This is a genomic window from Streptomyces sp. NPDC087263, from assembly GCF_044744645.1.
Classification (GTDB): Bacteria; Actinomycetota; Actinomycetes; order Streptomycetales; family Streptomycetaceae; genus Streptomyces.
Genome location: NZ_JBIUYT010000002.1, coordinates 847,993 through 864,219 on the forward strand (window position 1 = coordinate 847,993; position 16,227 = coordinate 864,219).

The window sequence follows — 16,227 nt, forward strand, 5'->3', positions numbered from 1 at the left end:
GCCGCACCGTGATGGCGTACGGGGTGCGGGAGTTGTGTGGAGAGAGGCGTCAGCCGAGTACGGCCAGCGCGTCGATCTCGATGAGGAGTCCGGCCGGCAGACCGACGTAGACCGTCGTGCGGGCGGCGGGGGGCGCGGTGAGTCCCTGCTCCTCGAAGTACGTGTTGTAGATGCCGTTCAGTTCGGCGAAGTGGTCGACGTCGGTGAGGTAGACGCGGATCATCACCGCGTCGTCCCAGCTCGCGCCGCCCTCTTCGAGGATCGCCTTGACGTTGGCGAGGGTCTGGAGGGTCTGCTCGCGCAGGCCGGGTCCCGCGGGCGTGGGCGACTGGCCCTCGACGGCCGGGAGGAAGCCGACCTGTCCGGCGACCTGGAGGATGTTCCCCTTCTTCACGCCGTGCGAGAACTTGGCGGGCGGGGTGGTGTGGGTCTTCGGGGTGAGGGCGATCTTCTCGGTCTTCTCAGTCATGCCGTGCTCATTCCTTCGGGGCTTCCTTCGTGGGCGACTTGCCGGAGTACTCGCGGCTGATGGCGTCCGTCGTACGACGTACCAGCGGGAGCAGGGTGAGGAGTTCGTCGGCGGTGACGACGACGTTCGGGGCGGAGACGGACATCGCGGCGACGACCCGTCCGTCTGCGCCGCGGATGGGCGCGGCCACACAGTTGATGGACTCCTCGTGGCCGCCGAGGTCGGTGGCCCAGCCCTGTTCGCGCACCGCCGCCAGTTCCTTGAGGAAGGCGGCGGCGCCCGGGATCGAACGGGCCGTGTACATCGGGTAGTCGAGCTTGTCGGCGATCGCGCGCCGCTCGGCCTCGGGCAGGTCGGCCAGGAGCAGCTTCGCGACGGCCGCGACGGTGATGGCGACGGGCTTGCCGATCCGCGAGTACATCCGGACCGGGTACCGGCTCTCCACCTTGTCGATGTAGAGGACCTCGTTCTCCTCGTGGACGGCGAGGTGGACGGTGTGCCCGCACTGCTCGTTCAGCCGTACGAGGTGGGGGTGGGCGATCTCCCGGATGTCCAGGTTCTCCACCGCCTGCTGGGCGAGGGCGAAGAGGCGGGCGCCGAGGCGGTAGCGCTGGTCGGACTGGCGGTAGACGAGCCCGTGCTCGTGGAGCGTGCGCAGCAGGCGGAGCGCGGTGGACTTGTGCACGCCGAGCCGCTCGGCGACCTTCCCGAGGTCGGCGGGTCCCTCGGCGAGCAGCGGCAGGATGCTCAGCGCTCGGTCGACGGTCTGGCTCATGGGGTACGTACCTCCTCGTCGGCCCGCGTGACGGCCTGGGTCCAGCCGGGGCCGAGTCGAAGTGTCTCCCACGCCCGGTCGTCCAGAGCGACCAGCCGGTCGGCGTGGTCCCGGGAGGGCGGCGTGGCCAGGTCCCCCGGCACGGTGAGGGCGGCGGCGGCCATGAGGTGGCCGTGCCGGAGCCGGTCCTTGGCGGGGAGTCCGCGCAGGGTCGCGGAGAGGAAACCGGCGGCGAAGGCGTCACCGGCGCCGACGGCCGCGACGACGTCCACGCGCAGGGCGCCGACGAGCGTGGCGGTGCCGTCCGCGTCCTCGGTCCCCTCGACGTCCCTGTCGAACATGACGGCTCCGCCCTTGCCGTACTTGACGACCAGGACGTCCGGCTCCGGCAGCGCGTCACGGATCGCCAGTGCGCCGCGCAGCCCCCAGGCGTCCCGCGCCTCGTCCTCGCCGACGAACACGATGTCGGCGCCGCGCGCGAGGTCGAGCAGGACGCGCGGTCCGGCTGTGTCGTGCCACAGCCCGGGGCGGTGGTTGACGTCGAAGGAGACCAGCGGCCGGCCGGGCCGGCGCGCGGTGAGCGCGCGCATCAGGCCGAGGCAGTCGTCGGAGAGCGCGGCGGTGATCCCGGACAGGTGCAGCACGCGTCCCGCGCGGACGGCGTCCAGGTCCACGTTGTCCACCGCCATCGCGGAGGCGGCCGACCCGGCCCGGTAGTACGCCACCTCGTGCGCGTCGGTCGCCCGGTCGCCCGCCGTACGGAAGTAGATGCCGGTCGGACGCGCGGGATCCCGTCGTACGGCGGAGGTGTCCACGCCGTACGAGGCGATCGCCTCCACCAGGTGATCGCCGAACCCGTCGGTGCCGACCCTGCTGACCCACTGCACGGAGTGCCCCGCGGCGGCGAGCACGCAGGCGACGTTCGACTCCGCGCCGCCGATCCCCCGGGTGAAGGAGGGGACGTCGGCGAGGCGCCCGGGCCGGGAGGGCAGGAACGTGACCATGGACTCGCCGAGTGCCACGACGTCGAAGGCGGTCACGATGGTGGGGCCCCTTGCTCTCCCGGGCAACGGCATCGGCACCGTTGACCCTGCATTGGCTGGGATGTTAGACAGCAGTAAGCGTCATACGCAATGAGCGTTGCAGAGAATGCAACACAGCACCTCGTCCGGGAACACGCTCGGCAGAACACCAGGGAGGCCCCATGGGCGCCGACACCGCCGCCGCACAGCTCACCGCTCTCACGGCGGACCGCGTCGACCTCCGCTTCAAGGGCCTCCCCCCGGACGCCGCGGGCCTGACCGTCGGCGAACTCGCCGCCCAGCGCCGCAACCTCTTCACGGACGGCTTCACCACCCCCGTCCTCGCCCTCTCCGCCGAGCGTCTGAACCACAACCTCGCGCTGATGGAGACGTACGCGACCCGCCACGGCCTCGCCTTCGCCCCGCACGGCAAGACCTCGATGGCCCCGCAGCTGTTCTGGCAGCAGATCGAGCACGGCGCGTGGGGCATCACCCTCGCGGTCCCCCACCAGGTGCGGGTGGCACGAGAGTTCGGCATCGACCGGGTCTTCCTCGCGAACGAACTCGTCGACGCCTCCGCCCTGCGCTGGATCGCGTCCGAACTCGCGGCGGACCCGGACTTCCGCTTCATCTGTTACGTCGACTCCGTGCGCGGCGTGGAGCTGATGGACGCCGCGCTCTTCGGAGCCCCCCGCCCCGTGGACGTGGTCGTCGAGCTCGCCGCCGGTGAGGGCGCCCGTACCGGCGTCCGTACGGAGGCGGAGTGCGCGGCGGTCGCGGACGCGGTGGCCGGGGCGGCGACGCTGCGGCTGGTGGGTGTGGCGGGCTACGAGGGCGAGGTGCCGGGGGCCGACCCCGACCGGGTGCACGCGTGGCTGCGCCGGCTCACGGCCCTGGCGGCGGACTTCGACAAGGCGGGCCGGTTCACGGGCCTTGCGGAGATCGTCGTCAGCGCGGGCGGCAGCGCCTGGTTCGACGCGGTGGCCGACGTGTTCGCGAAGATCCCCGAACTCTCCCTGCCCGTACTGAAGTTGCTCCGCTCCGGCGCGTACGTCTCGCACGACGACGGCCACTACCGCAAGCTCACCCCCTTCACCCGCGTCCCCGAGGAGGGCGCCCTGCACCCCGCTTTCCGGCTGTGGGCGCAGGTCGTCTCCCGCCCCTCCCCCGACCAGGCCTTCGTCAACGCGGGCAAGCGGGACGCTGCGTACGACCTCGATCTGCCGGAGGCCCAGGTGATCCGCCGCGACGGCACCGACCGTCCGGCCACCGGCGTCACGGTCACCGGCCTCTCCGACCAGCACGGCTGGCTCCGTACGACCCCGGAGGCGGACGTCCAGGTCGGCGACTGGGTGGGGATGGGGCTGTCGCATCCGTGCACGTCGTTCGACAAGTGGCAGCTGATCCCGCTGGTGGAGGGGGACGGGACGGTCGTCGACTACATCCGCACGTTTTTCTGAGTTTTCCGGCGGAGCCGGGGAGACGGCCGAGTCGGGTGGCCGTGGGTGGGCAACACCGCGCGGAGCGCGGGTAACAAGCAGCGCGGGCGAAGCCCGGAAAGGCGGCAACAAGTGGACCTGGCGATCAGAGACGTACATGTCATCGACGGCACCGGCCAGGCCTCGTACCACGCCGACGTGGGCATCACAGCCGGCCGGGTCACCGAGATCCGCCGCGCGGGCCCACCCCTCGGCGGGCGCCGGACACTGGAGGCCCAAGGCCTGGCACTGGCCCCCGGTTTCATCGACATGCACGCGCACAGCGACCTCGCACTGCTCCGCGACCCGGACCACAGCGCGAAGGCCGCGCAGGGGGTCACCCTCGAAGTCATCGGCCAGGACGGCCTGTCGTACGCCCCGGTCGACGACCGCACGCTCGCCGAGGTCCGCCGGACGATCACCGGCTGGAACGGCAACGGCGACGACATCGACTTCACCTGGCGCTCCGTGGGCGAGTACCTGGACCGGCTCGACCACGGCTTCGGCGGTGCGGGCATCGCGGTGAACGCCGCCTATCTCATCCCGCAGGGCACCCTGCGGATGCTCGCCGTCGGCTGGGAGGACCGGGCGGCGACTCCCGAAGAGCTGGACCGTATGCGGGAGTTGGTGGCCACCGGAATGCGCGAGGGCGCCGTCGGCATGTCCTCCGGACTGACGTACACGCCCGGCATGTACGCCAAGGACGCCGAACTCACCGAACTCTGCCGGGTGGTGGCCGGGCACGGCGGCTACTACTGCCCACACCACCGCTCCTACGGCGCGGGCGCCCTGGCGGCGTACGAGGAGATGGTCGCCCTCACCCGCGAGGCCGGCTGCCCGCTCCATCTCGCCCACGCCACCATGAACTTCGGCGTGAACGAGGGCAAGGCCCCGGACCTGCTGGCCCTCCTGGACAAGGCGCTGGCGGAGGGCGCCGACATCACCCTCGACACATATCCGTACACCCCCGGCTGCACCACCCTGGTGGCGATGCTGCCGAGTTGGGCGAGCGAGGGCGGCCCGGAGGCGATCCTCGCCCGTCTGAAGGACGACGGGACGGCGGAACGTATCCGACACCACATGGAGGTCGTGGGCGCCGACGGCTGCCACGGCGTCCCCATCGAGTGGGACACGATCGAGATCTCGGGAGTGACCGACCCCGCGCTCGCGCCGTACGTGGGCCGGACCGTGCAGGCGTCCGCGGACCGGCACGGCGAGGCTCCCTGGGTCACCGCCCGCCGCCTGCTGCTCGCCGACAGCCTCGGCTCGACGATCCTCCAGCACGTCGGGCACGAGGAGAACGTCCGCGCGATCATGCGGCACCCGGTGCACACCGGCGGCTCGGACGGCATCCTGCGGGGCGACAAGCCGCATCCGCGCGCGTACGGCACCTTCCCGCACTATCTGGGCCAGTACGTAAGGGAGTTGGGCGTCCTCTCCCTGGAGGAGTGCGTCGCCCACCTCACCGGCCGCCCGGCGGCGCGGCTGCGGCTGGCGGACCGCGGGCTCGTCCGCGAGGGCCACCGCGCCGACCTGGTGCTCTTCGACCCGGCCACGGTGGCGGCGGGCTCCACCTTCGACTCCCCCCGCACCCTGCCCACCGGCATCCCGCACGTCCTCATCGACGGCCGCTTCGTGATCGAGGACGGGCGCAGGACGGACGTACTGGCGGGGCGGGCGGTCCGCGGGACTCCCGTGTGACCGCCCGCTCTCTCCGCCGCTACGGCTGGGGCAGGGTGCACCCGGCGCGGCTCAGGTCGAGCTTGTTGTCGAGCCCGAAGCACGGGACGATCTGGTAGGTCTCCTGGGCGTAGTTGATGCCCTGGCGGACGGTGACGGTGCCGTTCGCGTCGACCTCACAGGGGTTGTTGACGGTGCAGCTCGCGCCGTCCTCGTTGCCGGTGTTGTTGACGGCGACGACCTTGCCGGTGGTGTTGTCGATGACGGGCGAACCCGACGTACCGCCGATGGTGTTACAGGCGGAGGTGTAGCGGAGCGAGTCCTTCCAGGTCCAGGACCCCTCCTTCAGGCGGTAGACGAACCCGTCGGCGTTGCAGGTGTAGATCCGCTTCCAGTACCCGGAGACGACCTTGATGGCCGTACCGGCCGTCGGGTGCGCGTCGTCCAGCGTCAGCGCGCTGATGCCGTACGTGCTCTGGATCTGCGCGTACGTGCTGGTGAGCTGGTAGATCGAGATGTCGGTGTCGGTCATCGTGCCGTACGCGATCTTGCTGGCGCGCAGGGTCGCGACCTTCGTACCCGCGGAGTTGAGCAGGCTGAAGGTGCGGGTGGAGGCGCGGTCGACGATGACCTGGCCGGCCGTCGGCATGCCGGTCTCCAGGCAGTGGCCGTTGGACAGCACGAGGGCCGGGTCGTCGGCCTCGGAGGCGGGCATGCGGACGACCGAGCCGGAACAGTTGCTGAGCGCGACGGTGCCGGCGAAGTCGACGGCCTGGATCGCGGGAGCGGCGGCGCTTTGCGGTTCCGCGGACACGGACTTCGGCTCGGGTGCCGGTGCCGCGACCGCGGGTGCCGCGCCCGCCCCGGCGATCACCAGGGCGAAGAGCGCGGCGACGAGAGGCTTTCTCATGTGGGGTCCCCTCTTGCGACGTGAGTGACCGGAGGTTTTCCGGTCACCTTCTGTTTTGTCATGCGCATTGTGAAGGGATCGGCCAGGGGCGACAAGGAGCGGTTTCCGGCCTGACCAGCCGGCCGACTCTCGCCACGGCAGGGGAGAAAAGGGAACAAAACATCCCGTCTCACGTGGTGGAAAACACCCGCCGCCGAGCGTTACCCGGCCGTAAGCTCACGGACATGCAGGTGATCCAGTCGACCAAGCTCGCCAATGTCTGTTACGAGATCCGGGGACCGGTACTCGAGGAGGCGATGCGGCTGGAAGCGGCCGGGCATCGGATCCTCAAGCTGAACACGGGGAATCCGGCGGCCTTCGGGTTCGAGTGCCCGCCCGAGATCCTTGAGGACATCCTGCGGAACGTCTCCTCGGCGCACGGTTACGGCGACGCCAAGGGACTGCTCGCGGCGCGCCGGGCGGTCGTGATGCACAACCAGACCCTGGGTATCGAGACGGACGTCGAGCACGTCTTCATCGGCAACGGCGTGTCCGAGCTGATCGTGATGGCGATGCAGGGGCTGCTCGACGACGGCGACGAGGTGCTCGTACCGGCGCCCGACTACCCACTGTGGACGGCGGCCGTGTCCCTGTCCGGCGGTACGGCGGTGCACTACCGCTGCGACGAGCAGTCGGACTGGATGCCCGACCTCGCGGACGTGGAGCGGAAGGTCACCGACCGCACCAAGGCCATCGTGATCATCAACCCGAACAACCCGACGGGCGCGGTGTACGACGACGCGATGCTGCGCGGGCTGACCGACATCGCCCGCCGCCACAACCTGCTGGTCTGCTCCGACGAGATCTACGACAAGATCCTGTACGACGGTGCCACGCACACGGCGACCGCGAAGATCGCCCCGGATCTGCTGACACTCACCTTCAACGGGATGTCGAAGGCGTACCGCGTGGCCGGGTACCGGGTCGGCTGGATGTCGATCTCGGGGCCGCGCGCGCACGCCGACTCCTACATCGAGGGCCTGACGATCCTCGCGAACATGCGACTGTGCGCGAACATGCCGGGTCAGCACGGTGTGGTCGCCGCACTGAGCGGGCGGCAGACCATCAACGACCTGGTGCTGCCCGGCGGGCGGCTCAGGGAACAGCGCGATGTGGCCTACGAGCTGCTGACCCAGATCCCCGGCGTGACCTGCGTGAAGCCGAAGGGGGCGCTGTATCTCTTCCCGCGCCTGGACCCGCAGGTCTTCAAGGTCAAGGACGACCGGCAGCTGGTCCTCGACCTGCTGCGCCGCGAGAAGATCATGGTCGTCCAGGGGACCGGCTTCAACTGGCCCGAACCGGACCACTTCCGCGTGGTCACCCTGCCGACCGTCGGGGACCTGACGGACGCGGTGACGAGGATCGGGAACTTCCTGGACGGCTACGGGCAACCGTGACGCTCACACCGTGCGTGCGCTGACGGTGGCGCTGCGTGCAGGCTCCGACCGGTCGGACGATCCGGCTCAACTTTAGACGAAATCCAAGCTAGGATGGGATCCTGTCAGCGCACAGGAGGCTGTCCCATGTACGAACCGATCCGCACCAAGTCGGTCCACAGGATGGCCGGCACCACCTCCGACTTTCCCCATAGGTCGCGCGAGGAGGAGCTGGACATCCAGTTGGCCGGCCATCTCGCGGCGCTGCTCGCGGTGACCGACGAGATCCGTGCGGCCGCGCCCTCCGGCGAGCTGGACACGGCGGCCGAGCGGCTCGCCGCGCAGGTGGCCCGGCTGCGGGACGGGGCGGCGCCGGTGCGGTCGTCGGTGGCCGACGCCCTCCGCGAGCCGCAGCTCATCTCCCTGCACCAGCGTGCGCACGCCCTCGCGGGCCGCGCCCTCGTCGTCGCGGCGTCCCGCGCCGACACCGCCGCCGCGATCCTTTCCGCCGAGCGGATGGACGCCCACGCGTCCGCCACCGCCCCGCAGTCCCTCGCGGCCCACTGAGCCTCCGGGCTCCCCTCGTTCGGCCCCGGTCCGCGTATACCGCAGCGATGTGCGGGCCGGGTGCCACAGCACTGCGTTCGCTTGAGCCGGGGTCGCCCTTGCTGCGGGCCTCGGGGTGACCCCGGTGTTTTCGTTGGGCCGCGCCTGCTCGTGCACCGCCGAAAAGCGCCATCGTGTCGGCACCGCCGAAAAGCGCCCTCGTGGCTGAGCGCCGCGACGGCGCTCAGCCCCCTGCCCCCTGCGCCCCTTACGCCCCCAGGACGAGCTATCCGCCGGCCCTGTCCCTCAGCACCACGATGATCAGCAGGATCAGCACCGCCAGGATCAGCAGACCGACCTTCAGGCCGGCGGGCCACGGCTGCTTCTCCTGCGGCGGCGCGACGGGCACCGGAACAGGCGGCGGCCCGTTGAACACGTCATGGCCCGTGACCGCCGCCCGTGTGCACCACGGGCAGGTCGGCAGATGGGACCCGTACGCGTGCAGCGGGCGGTTCTGGCAGACCCGTACGAGCGCGCGTTCCCTGTCCAGGGCGCGCAGCCACGCCTCCGCGGTGGGGCGCGCGGCGGGGGCCTGCACGCCGGGGCCGAAGGCGGCGCGGGCCAGGGTGAGGAGTTCCGGCGGCAGCACGGAGGGGTCGACGGTGCCGCGCGGGATGACGACGCGCTCGGGGCGCACGACGTAGGAGCAGCTCGCGGCGATGTTGTCCTTGACGGTCGACTCGGAGGCGCTGTCGTGCGGGACACCGCCGAAGGGGTGGTTGCCGGCCGTGAGCAGCTGGTAGACGAGGACGGCGAGCGCGAAGTCGTCGGTGGCGCGGGTGGCGGGGCCGCCGGCCTGGCGCTCGGGGGACGAGTAGTCGGTGGTGTGCATCAGGCAGGGGAAGAGTTCCCCGGTCACCGGGTCGGTGAAGGCGATGGAGTCGCAGTCCAGGAAGGTGATGAAGCCGTGGCCGTCCACGACGACGTTGCTGCTGGAGAAGTCGCCGATGACGAGGTTGTCGTAGTGCATGCGGGCGGTCATGAAGGCGAGGTTCCAGGAGACGCCGAGCAGGAAGCGCCAGTCGGCCCGGTCGGGGAAGAGCTTGAGGCGCTGGGCGCGGGTGAACAGGCCGATCAGCTGGACGTGTTGGGGTTCGCCGAAGCGGCGCATGGCGTAGCCGAGGAACTCGCCCTTGGGGCCGCGGGCGAGCGCGGTGGGCCAGGCCAGTTCGGCCGGCTGGGAGGCGTTGGTGGGGCGGGCGGCCAGCGGTGACATGGTCAGCATCCGGGCCAGCCGGCGCTCCTGTTCGGGACCCGGGGGCTCGCGGTAGACCTTGACGACGATGCCGTCGTCGCCGACGACCGGGAAGACGGCCGCCTGCCCGCCGCCCTTCAGCGGCAGTTCCGCCAGGACGACGGGCTTTCCGTCCAGGAACACCGTGCGGCCGCTCATGGCCGCACCGTGCGCACGGCCCGCAGCAGGGTCTTGTCGTCGGCGTTCAGGGCGGTGAGACGGTCCGACCTGAGCAGGGTGGCGAGTCCCTCGTGGGAGTCGTCGCTCACCGTGTCGAGGGACCTGAACACGGCGTCGGCGAAGGAAGCGTTCGGCGCATGCGCCCCGTTGCCGCCCCGGGTGAGCGCGGCCTGCACGAGCCCGTCGGTGGACAGCAGCACCCCGTCGATCCCCTCGTCGGACACACAGTCGGTGTGCACCCAGCGGGCGGCGTCCGGCGAGGTGAGGAAGACCGTCTCGTTGCTGTACTCGCTGGCCGCCCGCGCCTGCGGCAGCAGATGGAACTGCCGTTCCCCGTCCTCCGTACCGGCTCGCAGTACGACGAAGCCGTCGCCGACGGTGAGATGGCCCAGCCAGCCCGGGGCGAGCACCACGACGGTGAGGGTGGTGGCGAAGTCGGCGGCGTCGGCGCCGGTGGTGTCCAGGAACATCTTGCTGACCTCGTGGAAGGCGTCTTGGAGCAGTTCGTGCACGTCCTCCCCGGGCTGCCGGTCGGCCACCACGTCGGCCCGCCGCGCGAAGTGCTCGACAGCCAGCTCGACCGCGAGCCTCGACCCCTCCTCGGAGCGGGGGCGGCTACCCGCACCGTCCGCGACGGCGAGGACCGCCGTGTACTCCGACGCCTTGTACGCGCAGGCGTCCTGGCAGGGCAGGCCCTGGCGGCGGTGGCGGTAACCCTCGACGCTCATGCCGTGGATGCGCCACGACGATTCCCGCTTTTCCGCTCCGGCCACGAGTCAGGGCCCCCATCCGGTCATCGGTCAGGATTCCCAGGCCGGGCGCTGGGTCTTGAACTGGCTGAAGATCTTCTCGAAGACCTCGTCGCCCGCGCCCTTCTGCTCGGCGTTCGCACTCGCCGACATCATCTGGAGCAGCTCGCGGAACGGGAATCCCTGAAGCCGTGCGTTGAACTTCGGCGCGAACGCCTGGAGCACCTGCTCGCCCCTGTCCGTGATGCCGCCGACGCCTATCGCGTACAGCCGGAAGCGGCGGGCGCTCTGCTCGTCGGCCAGCACGGGGATCAACCGGTGCCAGGAGTCGGTGAGATGGCCGGTGCCGTCGGTGGGCAGACCGTCGGTGACCAGACAGATCTGCGGGCGGTAGTACTGAAGTCCGGAGGCGCGCAGCTCCGCCTTGCGGGCCGCGACGATGTGCATCGACAGCTCCAGCGCCTCCGTCATCAGGGTCACCCCGGCGGCGGTGAGCTGCGGCGGCCGGAACATGTGGGCGGGCACGAAGGGGCTCACCGGAGCGCGGGAGTCGAGGAGTTGGGGCCCTCGCCAGGCGGCGACACCCTGGCCGCCGAAGGTGACGACGGCGACCTCGACGCTGTAACTGAGACTGACGTCGTCGTGCAGTTCCCGGGTCCACTCCATCAGGGCGTTGTTGAGCGTCTGGATGGGCGGGCCCGCCATGGAGCTGGAGGTGTCGAGGCAGAGCACCAGCGGCATTCTCTGCGCGTTGTTCTCGAACTCGATGTCGGCGTACTCCGCCGGCATGGTGGGCGGGTGTTCGCTGTGCATCTCTGTGTCTCTTCTCCTGGTCTGAGGGTTATGCGGGTCTGAGGGTCATGCGGGACTGAGGGTCATGCGGGACTGACGGTCATACGGGTCTCAGGACCGGGCGCCTTTGGCGTGCCGTCCCGTGGTGGGCGGAAAGGCGTACAGGACGTCGGAGTCGCGCTCGCGCGCGTCCGTGACGTCGACGAGTCCGCCGGGTGCGGGCGGCGGGCGGCCGGGCTCCGCCCACACCGCGCGGTACAGCACGCGGTCGAGCTCGACGTAGCCCTGCGGGTGCAGTTCGGTGCGGACGACGGCGGACTTCGCGGGGCCGGGAACATTGCCGACCCGGCGTCCGTAGCGGGGGCTCGGCGTGGTCCTCAGATGCGTGGTCTGCTCGTCGGCCACGCGGGTCTGCGCGGTGGGAATCGTGCCGCCGCCCGCTGCGGCGAGGGCGCGGCCGGGCGCCGCGCGGGAGGAGCGGCGGATGACGACCACAAGGGCGGCGAGCAGGATGACGAGGAGGGCGCTTGCGAGGATGAGGAGGCGATTGCTGCCCGACTCGTCGGAGGCGACGGAGTACGACTGCTGGCGGCCGTAGGTGTCCGGTGCCGCATCGAGAAACTGCCGGCCGCTGAGCGGGCCAATGGCCAGCTTGTCGCAGACCGCCTTGAGGTCCGGGGCGGAGCCACCGCAGACGGGCCGGTTCTCAGGGTCCTTCAGGGCGGCACCCGGCAGCTTGTCGATCGTCGTGTCCTGCGCGATCCAGCCGGTGCCCGCCAACAGGAGGAGTACGGTTCCGCCCTCTCCGGTACTGCCGCCCTTGGGCACCTCAACCGTGAGGTTCTTGCGGTTGCTGTTGTTCCACAAGGATTTCTCGGCGTCCCTGAGTGCGGTCGCCTTGCCGTCGTACGACAGCTCGTCGTCCAGGGTGATCAGGACGGCGTCTCCCGAACCGATGGCATCGGACCAGCACTTGAGCCGGGCCCCGAAGTCCTTGTCGCATGCGTCGGCCGCCACCACCCCCGTCGGAAGCAGAGCGACAACCATTCCGAAAAACACCGCGCACAATAGTGAACGCCTCATGGGCAACCCCCCGTGGCCTAAAAGGCACTCGCCCATAGTGAGGCCAACCGGCGCGCACCCGGAAGAGGTTTGGGCACACCACGGGTTTCACTTCTACAACTTGAACACCTGATGGCAACGGGTGAACATCTGCCTCGCCCGTTCCACCCAATCACTGGCCAAAGCATCGAAATCCGTTTGCGTCATCCGGCAGGTCAGCGGCAGATCACAGACCCCGGCAAGACAGGGCCGCGGCCCCCGTACGTCCCACACGGAGAGCATCGGATTCAGTTGTTCGGTATTCCACGCGTTCGACGCGGCCGCGGCTACGGCCAGTTGATCCTGGAGCAGATAATGACCATCGGTCGCGAAGGCGACAAGAAGCCGCTTGGTGGTCATGAATCTCACGGTGACCATCCGGCCCGTTTCCTGGAGATCGAACTGCATGGAAACGGAAACGGTGTCGGTCATGGTGTGGTAATTCCGTCCGGCCACCCATGTCTGCACCAACCCCCGCCAGTGCACGCCGATTTCGAGTGCCTCGGGTCCCCGGCCGGGGAAGCGCGTGGGCGAGGAGTCAGGCGTCGCCACGGCCCACCGCCTCGGCGACCATCGCATCGGTCAGCCCGGCGTCCAGCAACGCCTGGGCGTGCAGCAGCAGACAGGAGGGCACCGACACGCTCGTACCGGCACCTCGGCCCGCCGCCGCGGCCTTGCGGCGGTCGGCCAGATCACTGGTGCGCACCTTGATGCTGTGGGCCACGGTGGGCGGCGGCCAGGACGCCGGCTTGGGGGTCTCCTCCAGCAACGCGGCGAGCAACTCGTCCAGTTGGGGCCGGTCCTCGGGCCGCTTGGCCAGACAGCGCGCGATCAGCTCGCGTGTTCCCGGGGGTACGGCGTCGAGTTCGGGCTCGCTCTGTACGACCCGGAAGCGCACGGCCTCCCCGCTCCCGAACGGCGGCCGGCCCGTCAGGGCGTACACCAGCACCCCGCCGAGGGAGAAGACATCGGTCGGCGGCCCCACCGGCGCCCCCTGGATCTGCTCGGGCGACATGAACGGCGGTGTGCCGACCACGATGCCGGTCTGGGTGAGCCCGGGTACGCCGTCGACCCGGGAGATCCCGAAGTCGATGACGCGCGGACCGTCGGAGGCGAGGAGCACGTTCGCCGGTTTCAGGTCCCGGTGCACGACGCGGGCGGCGTGGATGGCCTGGAGCGCCTCGACCAGGCCCGCGCCCAGTTGCCGTACCTGCGACTCGGGCAGTGGTCCGTCGGTGCGGACCGCCTCGGCGAGCGAGGGACCCGGCACGTACATCGTGGCCAGCCAGGGCAGTTCGGCCCGGGTGTCGGCGTCGACCACGGCCGCGGTGTACGCGCCGCTGACCACCCGCGCGGCCGCGACCTCGCGCGCGAACCGCTCCCGGAACTCCTGCTCCGCCGCCAGTTCGGCCCGCACCACCTTCACCGCCACCTCGCGCCCGGCCGGCGAACGGCCGAGATACACCCACCCCATCCCGCCGGAGCCCAGCCGTCCGACGATGCGGTAGGGCCCTATCTTCAGGGGATCACTGACGGGCGTGCGCACCCCGCTCACCTCACTCCAGGGTTCGTTGCAGGATTGTCCCGAGTGTCCCGCGAAATCCCGGTCGGGGCGGAGTCGATGCGAAAAATAACGGCGGGGCCGATACCGGAGAACACGAGAGGGGCGGGGGGGCCCCCCCCCCCGGGGGGGGGGCCCCCCCCCCCGGGGGGGGGGGGGGCCCCCCGCCCCTCTCGTGTTGCTGTCACCGCGGCCGGCCTTGACGACGTCGCAGGTCAGGGCAAGCCAGACCGGCCGCGGAGCTTTCCTGCGAGACCTAGCCCAGGCGCTGCACCAGCGCGTGGTACTCGTCCCACAGTTCCTTGGGGGTGTGCTCGCCGAAGGTGTTGAGGTGCTCCGGCACGAGCGCGGCCTCCTCGCGCCACACGTCCTTGTCGACGGTGAGCAGGAAGTCGAGCTCGGACTCGGACAGTTCGAGACCGTTGGTGTCGAGGGCACCCTTGGCCGGCAGGATGCCGATCGGGGTCTCGACGCCCTCGGCCCGGCCGTCCAGCCGGTCGACGATCCACTTCAGGACCCGGCTGTTCTCGCCGAAGCCCGGCCACACGAACTTGCCCGCGTCGTTCTTGCGGAACCAGTTCACGTAGTAGATCTTCGGCAGTTTCGCCTGGTCCTTGTCCTTGGCGACGTCGATCCAGTGGCCCATGTAGTCGCCCATGTTGTAGCCGCAGAACGGCAGCATGGCGAACGGGTCGCGGCGCAGCTCGCCGACCTTGCCCTCGGCGGCGGCGGTCTTCTCGCTGGCCACGTTGGCGCCGAGGAAGACGCCGTGGTTCCAGTCGAAGGACTCCGTCACCAGCGGGACCGCCGTGGCACGACGGCCGCCGAACAGGATCGCCGAGATCGGCACGCCCTTGGGGTCCTCCCACTCGGGCGCGATGATCGGGCACTGTGCGGCGGGCACGGTGAAGCGGGCGTTCGGGTGGGCGGCGGGCGTGCCGGACTCCGGCGTCCAGTCGTTGCCCTTCCAGTCCGTCAGGTGGGCCGGAGTCTCCTCCGTCATGCCCTCCCACCAGATGTCGTTGTCGTCGGTCAGCGCCACGTTGGTGAAGACGGAGTTGCCCCACAGCGTCTTCATCGCGTTGGCGTTGGTGTGCTCACCGGTGCCGGGCGCGACGCCGAAGAAGCCGGCCTCGGGGTTGATGGCGTACAGCTGGCCGTCCTCGCCGAACCGCATCCACGCGATGTCGTCGCCGATCGTCTCGACGGTCCAGCCGCCGACCGTCGGCTCCAGCATGGCGAGGTTCGTCTTGCCGCAGGCGCTCGGGAAGGCGGCGGCGACATACTTCGACTCTCCCTGCGGCGGGGTCAGCTTGAGGATGAGCATGTGCTCAGCCAGCCAGCCCTCGTCGCGCGCCATCACGGAGGCGATGCGCAGCGCGTAGCACTTCTTGCCGAGCAGCGCGTTGCCGCCGTAGCCCGAGCCGTACGACCAGATCTCGCGGGATTCCGGGAAGTGCGAGATGTACTTCGTGGAGTTGCACGGCCACGGCACGTCCGCCTCGCCCGACTCCAGCGGCGCTCCGAGCGTGTGCACAGCACGCACGAAGAAGCCGTCGGTGCCGAGTTCGTCCAGGACCGGCTGTCCCATGCGGGTCATGGTGCGCATGGACACGGCGACGTAGGCCGAGTCGGTGATCTCCACGCCGATCGCGGAGAGGTCCGAGCCGAGCGGGCCCATACAGAAGGGGACGACGTACATCGTCCGGCCGCGCATCGAGCCGCGGAAGACACCGCCCCTGCCGTCCGTCCCCTGGAAGATCTCCCGCATCTCGGCAGGGGCCTTCCAGTGGTTCGTCGGACCGGCGTCGTCTGCCTTCTCGGAGCAGATGAACGTCCGGTCCTCGACCCGCGCGACGTCGGTCGGGTCGGAGACGGCGTAGTAGGAGTTGGGGCGCTTGATCGGGTCGAGCTTCCTGAAGGTGCCCTTGCGGACGAGTTCCTCGCTCAGTCGCTCGTACTCGGCTTCGGATCCGTCACACCAGACCACGCTGTCCGGCTGGGTCAGTTCGGTGATCTCGTTCACCCACGAGATCAGTGCTTTGTGGTTGGTGGGTACGACGGTGGGAGCCGCGATGTCGCGCGCCACGATTGCTCCTAAATGAGGGGTTTTGTTTGTTGTGCCCCGTGGGGGCTGCGACCCGGATGCTTCACGATGCTCATGCCCTGGCGCTCATCCGGTGCCGACCGCACTCATTTGATCATCCGACTAGACCGCGCATATGTCCAGAGGGCCTCACAGCTGAGCGGAGTGA

At 70.1% G+C, this 16,227-nt stretch carries 15 protein-coding genes; 4 read left to right on the plus strand and 11 right to left on the minus strand.

What is annotated here, in order from left to right; translation table 11 throughout:
• Positions 1-49 precede the first annotated feature (49 nt).
• Genes ACIPC1_RS09050 through ACIPC1_RS09060 form a run of 3 tightly spaced genes read right to left on the minus strand, consistent with a single transcriptional unit; the run spans position 50 to position 2,320 of the window.
• Positions 50-469 (minus strand): RidA family protein, encoded by a 420-nt coding sequence (locus ACIPC1_RS09050; protein WP_384387576.1) that lies wholly within the window; start codon positions 467-469, stop codon positions 50-52.
• A 7-nt stretch (positions 470-476) separates the two neighbouring features.
• Positions 477-1,244: an IclR family transcriptional regulator gene (locus ACIPC1_RS09055; protein WP_402514658.1), complete on the minus strand. Its 768-nt coding sequence runs from the start codon at positions 1,242-1,244 to the stop codon at positions 477-479.
• Positions 1,241-2,320, minus strand: coding sequence for a sugar kinase (locus tag ACIPC1_RS09060; protein ID WP_402514660.1), 1,080 nt, complete (start codon positions 2,318-2,320; stop codon positions 1,241-1,243). The genes ACIPC1_RS09055 and ACIPC1_RS09060 overlap by 4 nt, the downstream gene beginning before the upstream one ends.
• 128 nt (positions 2,321-2,448) lie before the next feature.
• Here ACIPC1_RS09060 and ACIPC1_RS09065 point away from each other — a divergent pair, with 128 nt between their 5' ends.
• Together ACIPC1_RS09065 and ACIPC1_RS09070 are read left to right on the plus strand one after the other, a co-directional pair.
• The gene (locus tag ACIPC1_RS09065) at positions 2,449-3,726 is read left to right on the plus strand and encodes an amino acid deaminase (protein ID WP_402514662.1); all 1,278 of its coding nucleotides are present in this window, start codon (positions 2,449-2,451) and stop codon (positions 3,724-3,726) included.
• A gap of 111 nt (positions 3,727-3,837) precedes the next feature.
• Complete coding sequence (locus ACIPC1_RS09070) at positions 3,838-5,445, plus strand: amidohydrolase family protein (protein WP_402514664.1); 1,608 nt, start codon at positions 3,838-3,840, stop codon at positions 5,443-5,445.
• 19 nt (positions 5,446-5,464) lie between these two features.
• On the opposite strand, the gene ACIPC1_RS09075 is transcribed toward ACIPC1_RS09070, so the two are convergent.
• On the minus strand, positions 5,465-6,334 hold the full coding sequence (locus tag ACIPC1_RS09075; protein WP_402514668.1) for a serine protease: 870 nt from the start codon (positions 6,332-6,334) through the stop codon (positions 5,465-5,467).
• A 224-nt stretch (positions 6,335-6,558) separates the two neighbouring features.
• Between ACIPC1_RS09075 and ACIPC1_RS09080 the strand changes: the two genes are divergently transcribed.
• Together ACIPC1_RS09080 and ACIPC1_RS09085 are read left to right on the plus strand one after the other, a co-directional pair.
• The gene (locus ACIPC1_RS09080; RefSeq protein WP_402514671.1) at positions 6,559-7,770 is read left to right on the plus strand and encodes a pyridoxal phosphate-dependent aminotransferase; all 1,212 of its coding nucleotides are present in this window, start codon (positions 6,559-6,561) and stop codon (positions 7,768-7,770) included.
• Positions 7,771-7,896: 126 nt separating this feature from the next.
• On the plus strand, positions 7,897-8,316 hold the full coding sequence (locus ACIPC1_RS09085) for a hypothetical protein (protein ID WP_402514673.1): 420 nt from the start codon (positions 7,897-7,899) through the stop codon (positions 8,314-8,316).
• A 265-nt stretch (positions 8,317-8,581) separates the two neighbouring features.
• On the opposite strand, the gene ACIPC1_RS09090 is transcribed toward ACIPC1_RS09085, so the two are convergent.
• The 7 genes from ACIPC1_RS09090 to ACIPC1_RS09120 all read right to left on the minus strand — a co-directional run bounded on the left by ACIPC1_RS09090 (position 8,582) and on the right by ACIPC1_RS09120 (position 16,061).
• Positions 8,582-9,748: a hypothetical protein gene (locus ACIPC1_RS09090; protein WP_402514676.1), complete on the minus strand. Its 1,167-nt coding sequence runs from the start codon at positions 9,746-9,748 to the stop codon at positions 8,582-8,584.
• A complete protein-coding gene (locus ACIPC1_RS09095; RefSeq protein ID WP_402514679.1) occupies positions 9,745-10,542 on the minus strand; it encodes a PP2C family serine/threonine-protein phosphatase in 798 nt (265 codons plus the stop codon). The genes ACIPC1_RS09090 and ACIPC1_RS09095 overlap by 4 nt, the downstream gene beginning before the upstream one ends.
• Positions 10,543-10,569: 27 nt before the next feature.
• The gene (locus ACIPC1_RS09100) at positions 10,570-11,331 is read right to left on the minus strand and encodes a hypothetical protein (RefSeq protein WP_402514682.1); all 762 of its coding nucleotides are present in this window, start codon (positions 11,329-11,331) and stop codon (positions 10,570-10,572) included.
• Between the two features lie 90 nt (positions 11,332-11,421).
• Positions 11,422-12,357 carry a hypothetical protein gene (locus ACIPC1_RS09105; protein WP_402514685.1) on the minus strand — a complete coding sequence of 312 codons (936 nt, stop codon included), beginning with the start codon at positions 12,355-12,357 and terminating at the stop codon, positions 11,422-11,424.
• A gap of 129 nt (positions 12,358-12,486) precedes the next feature.
• On the minus strand, positions 12,487-12,843 hold the full coding sequence (locus ACIPC1_RS09110) for a hypothetical protein (RefSeq protein ID WP_402514687.1): 357 nt from the start codon (positions 12,841-12,843) through the stop codon (positions 12,487-12,489).
• A 106-nt stretch (positions 12,844-12,949) separates the two neighbouring features.
• Positions 12,950-13,957 carry a serine/threonine-protein kinase gene (locus tag ACIPC1_RS09115; protein ID WP_402514690.1) on the minus strand — a complete coding sequence of 336 codons (1,008 nt, stop codon included), beginning with the start codon at positions 13,955-13,957 and terminating at the stop codon, positions 12,950-12,952.
• A 271-nt stretch (positions 13,958-14,228) separates the two neighbouring features.
• On the minus strand, positions 14,229-16,061 hold the full coding sequence (locus ACIPC1_RS09120; RefSeq protein WP_384387601.1) for a phosphoenolpyruvate carboxykinase (GTP): 1,833 nt from the start codon (positions 16,059-16,061) through the stop codon (positions 14,229-14,231).
• Positions 16,062-16,227: the final 166 nt, after the last annotated feature.

Excerpts from the sequence above, each read along its gene's own strand:
- ACIPC1_RS09050 (WP_384387576.1), bottom strand. The coding sequence starts at position 469 with ATGACTGAGAAGACCGAGAAGATCGCCCTCACCCCGAAGACCCACACC.
- ACIPC1_RS09055 (WP_402514658.1), bottom strand. The coding sequence starts at position 1,244 with ATGAGCCAGACCGTCGACCGAGCGCTGAGCATCCTGCCGCTGCTCGCC.
- ACIPC1_RS09060 (WP_402514660.1), bottom strand. The coding sequence starts at position 2,320 with ATGCCGTTGCCCGGGAGAGCAAGGGGCCCCACCATCGTGACCGCCTTC.
- ACIPC1_RS09065 (WP_402514662.1), top strand. The coding sequence starts at position 2,449 with ATGGGCGCCGACACCGCCGCCGCACAGCTCACCGCTCTCACGGCGGAC.
- ACIPC1_RS09075 (WP_402514668.1), bottom strand. The coding sequence starts at position 6,334 with ATGAGAAAGCCTCTCGTCGCCGCGCTCTTCGCCCTGGTGATCGCCGGG.
- ACIPC1_RS09080 (WP_402514671.1), top strand. The coding sequence starts at position 6,559 with ATGCAGGTGATCCAGTCGACCAAGCTCGCCAATGTCTGTTACGAGATC.
- ACIPC1_RS09085 (WP_402514673.1), top strand. The coding sequence starts at position 7,897 with ATGTACGAACCGATCCGCACCAAGTCGGTCCACAGGATGGCCGGCACC.
- ACIPC1_RS09090 (WP_402514676.1), bottom strand. The coding sequence starts at position 9,748 with ATGAGCGGCCGCACGGTGTTCCTGGACGGAAAGCCCGTCGTCCTGGCG.
- ACIPC1_RS09100 (WP_402514682.1), bottom strand. The coding sequence starts at position 11,331 with ATGCACAGCGAACACCCGCCCACCATGCCGGCGGAGTACGCCGACATC.
- ACIPC1_RS09105 (WP_402514685.1), bottom strand. The coding sequence starts at position 12,357 with ATGGTTGTCGCTCTGCTTCCGACGGGGGTGGTGGCGGCCGACGCATGC.
- ACIPC1_RS09110 (WP_402514687.1), bottom strand. The coding sequence starts at position 12,843 with ATGACCGACACCGTTTCCGTTTCCATGCAGTTCGATCTCCAGGAAACG.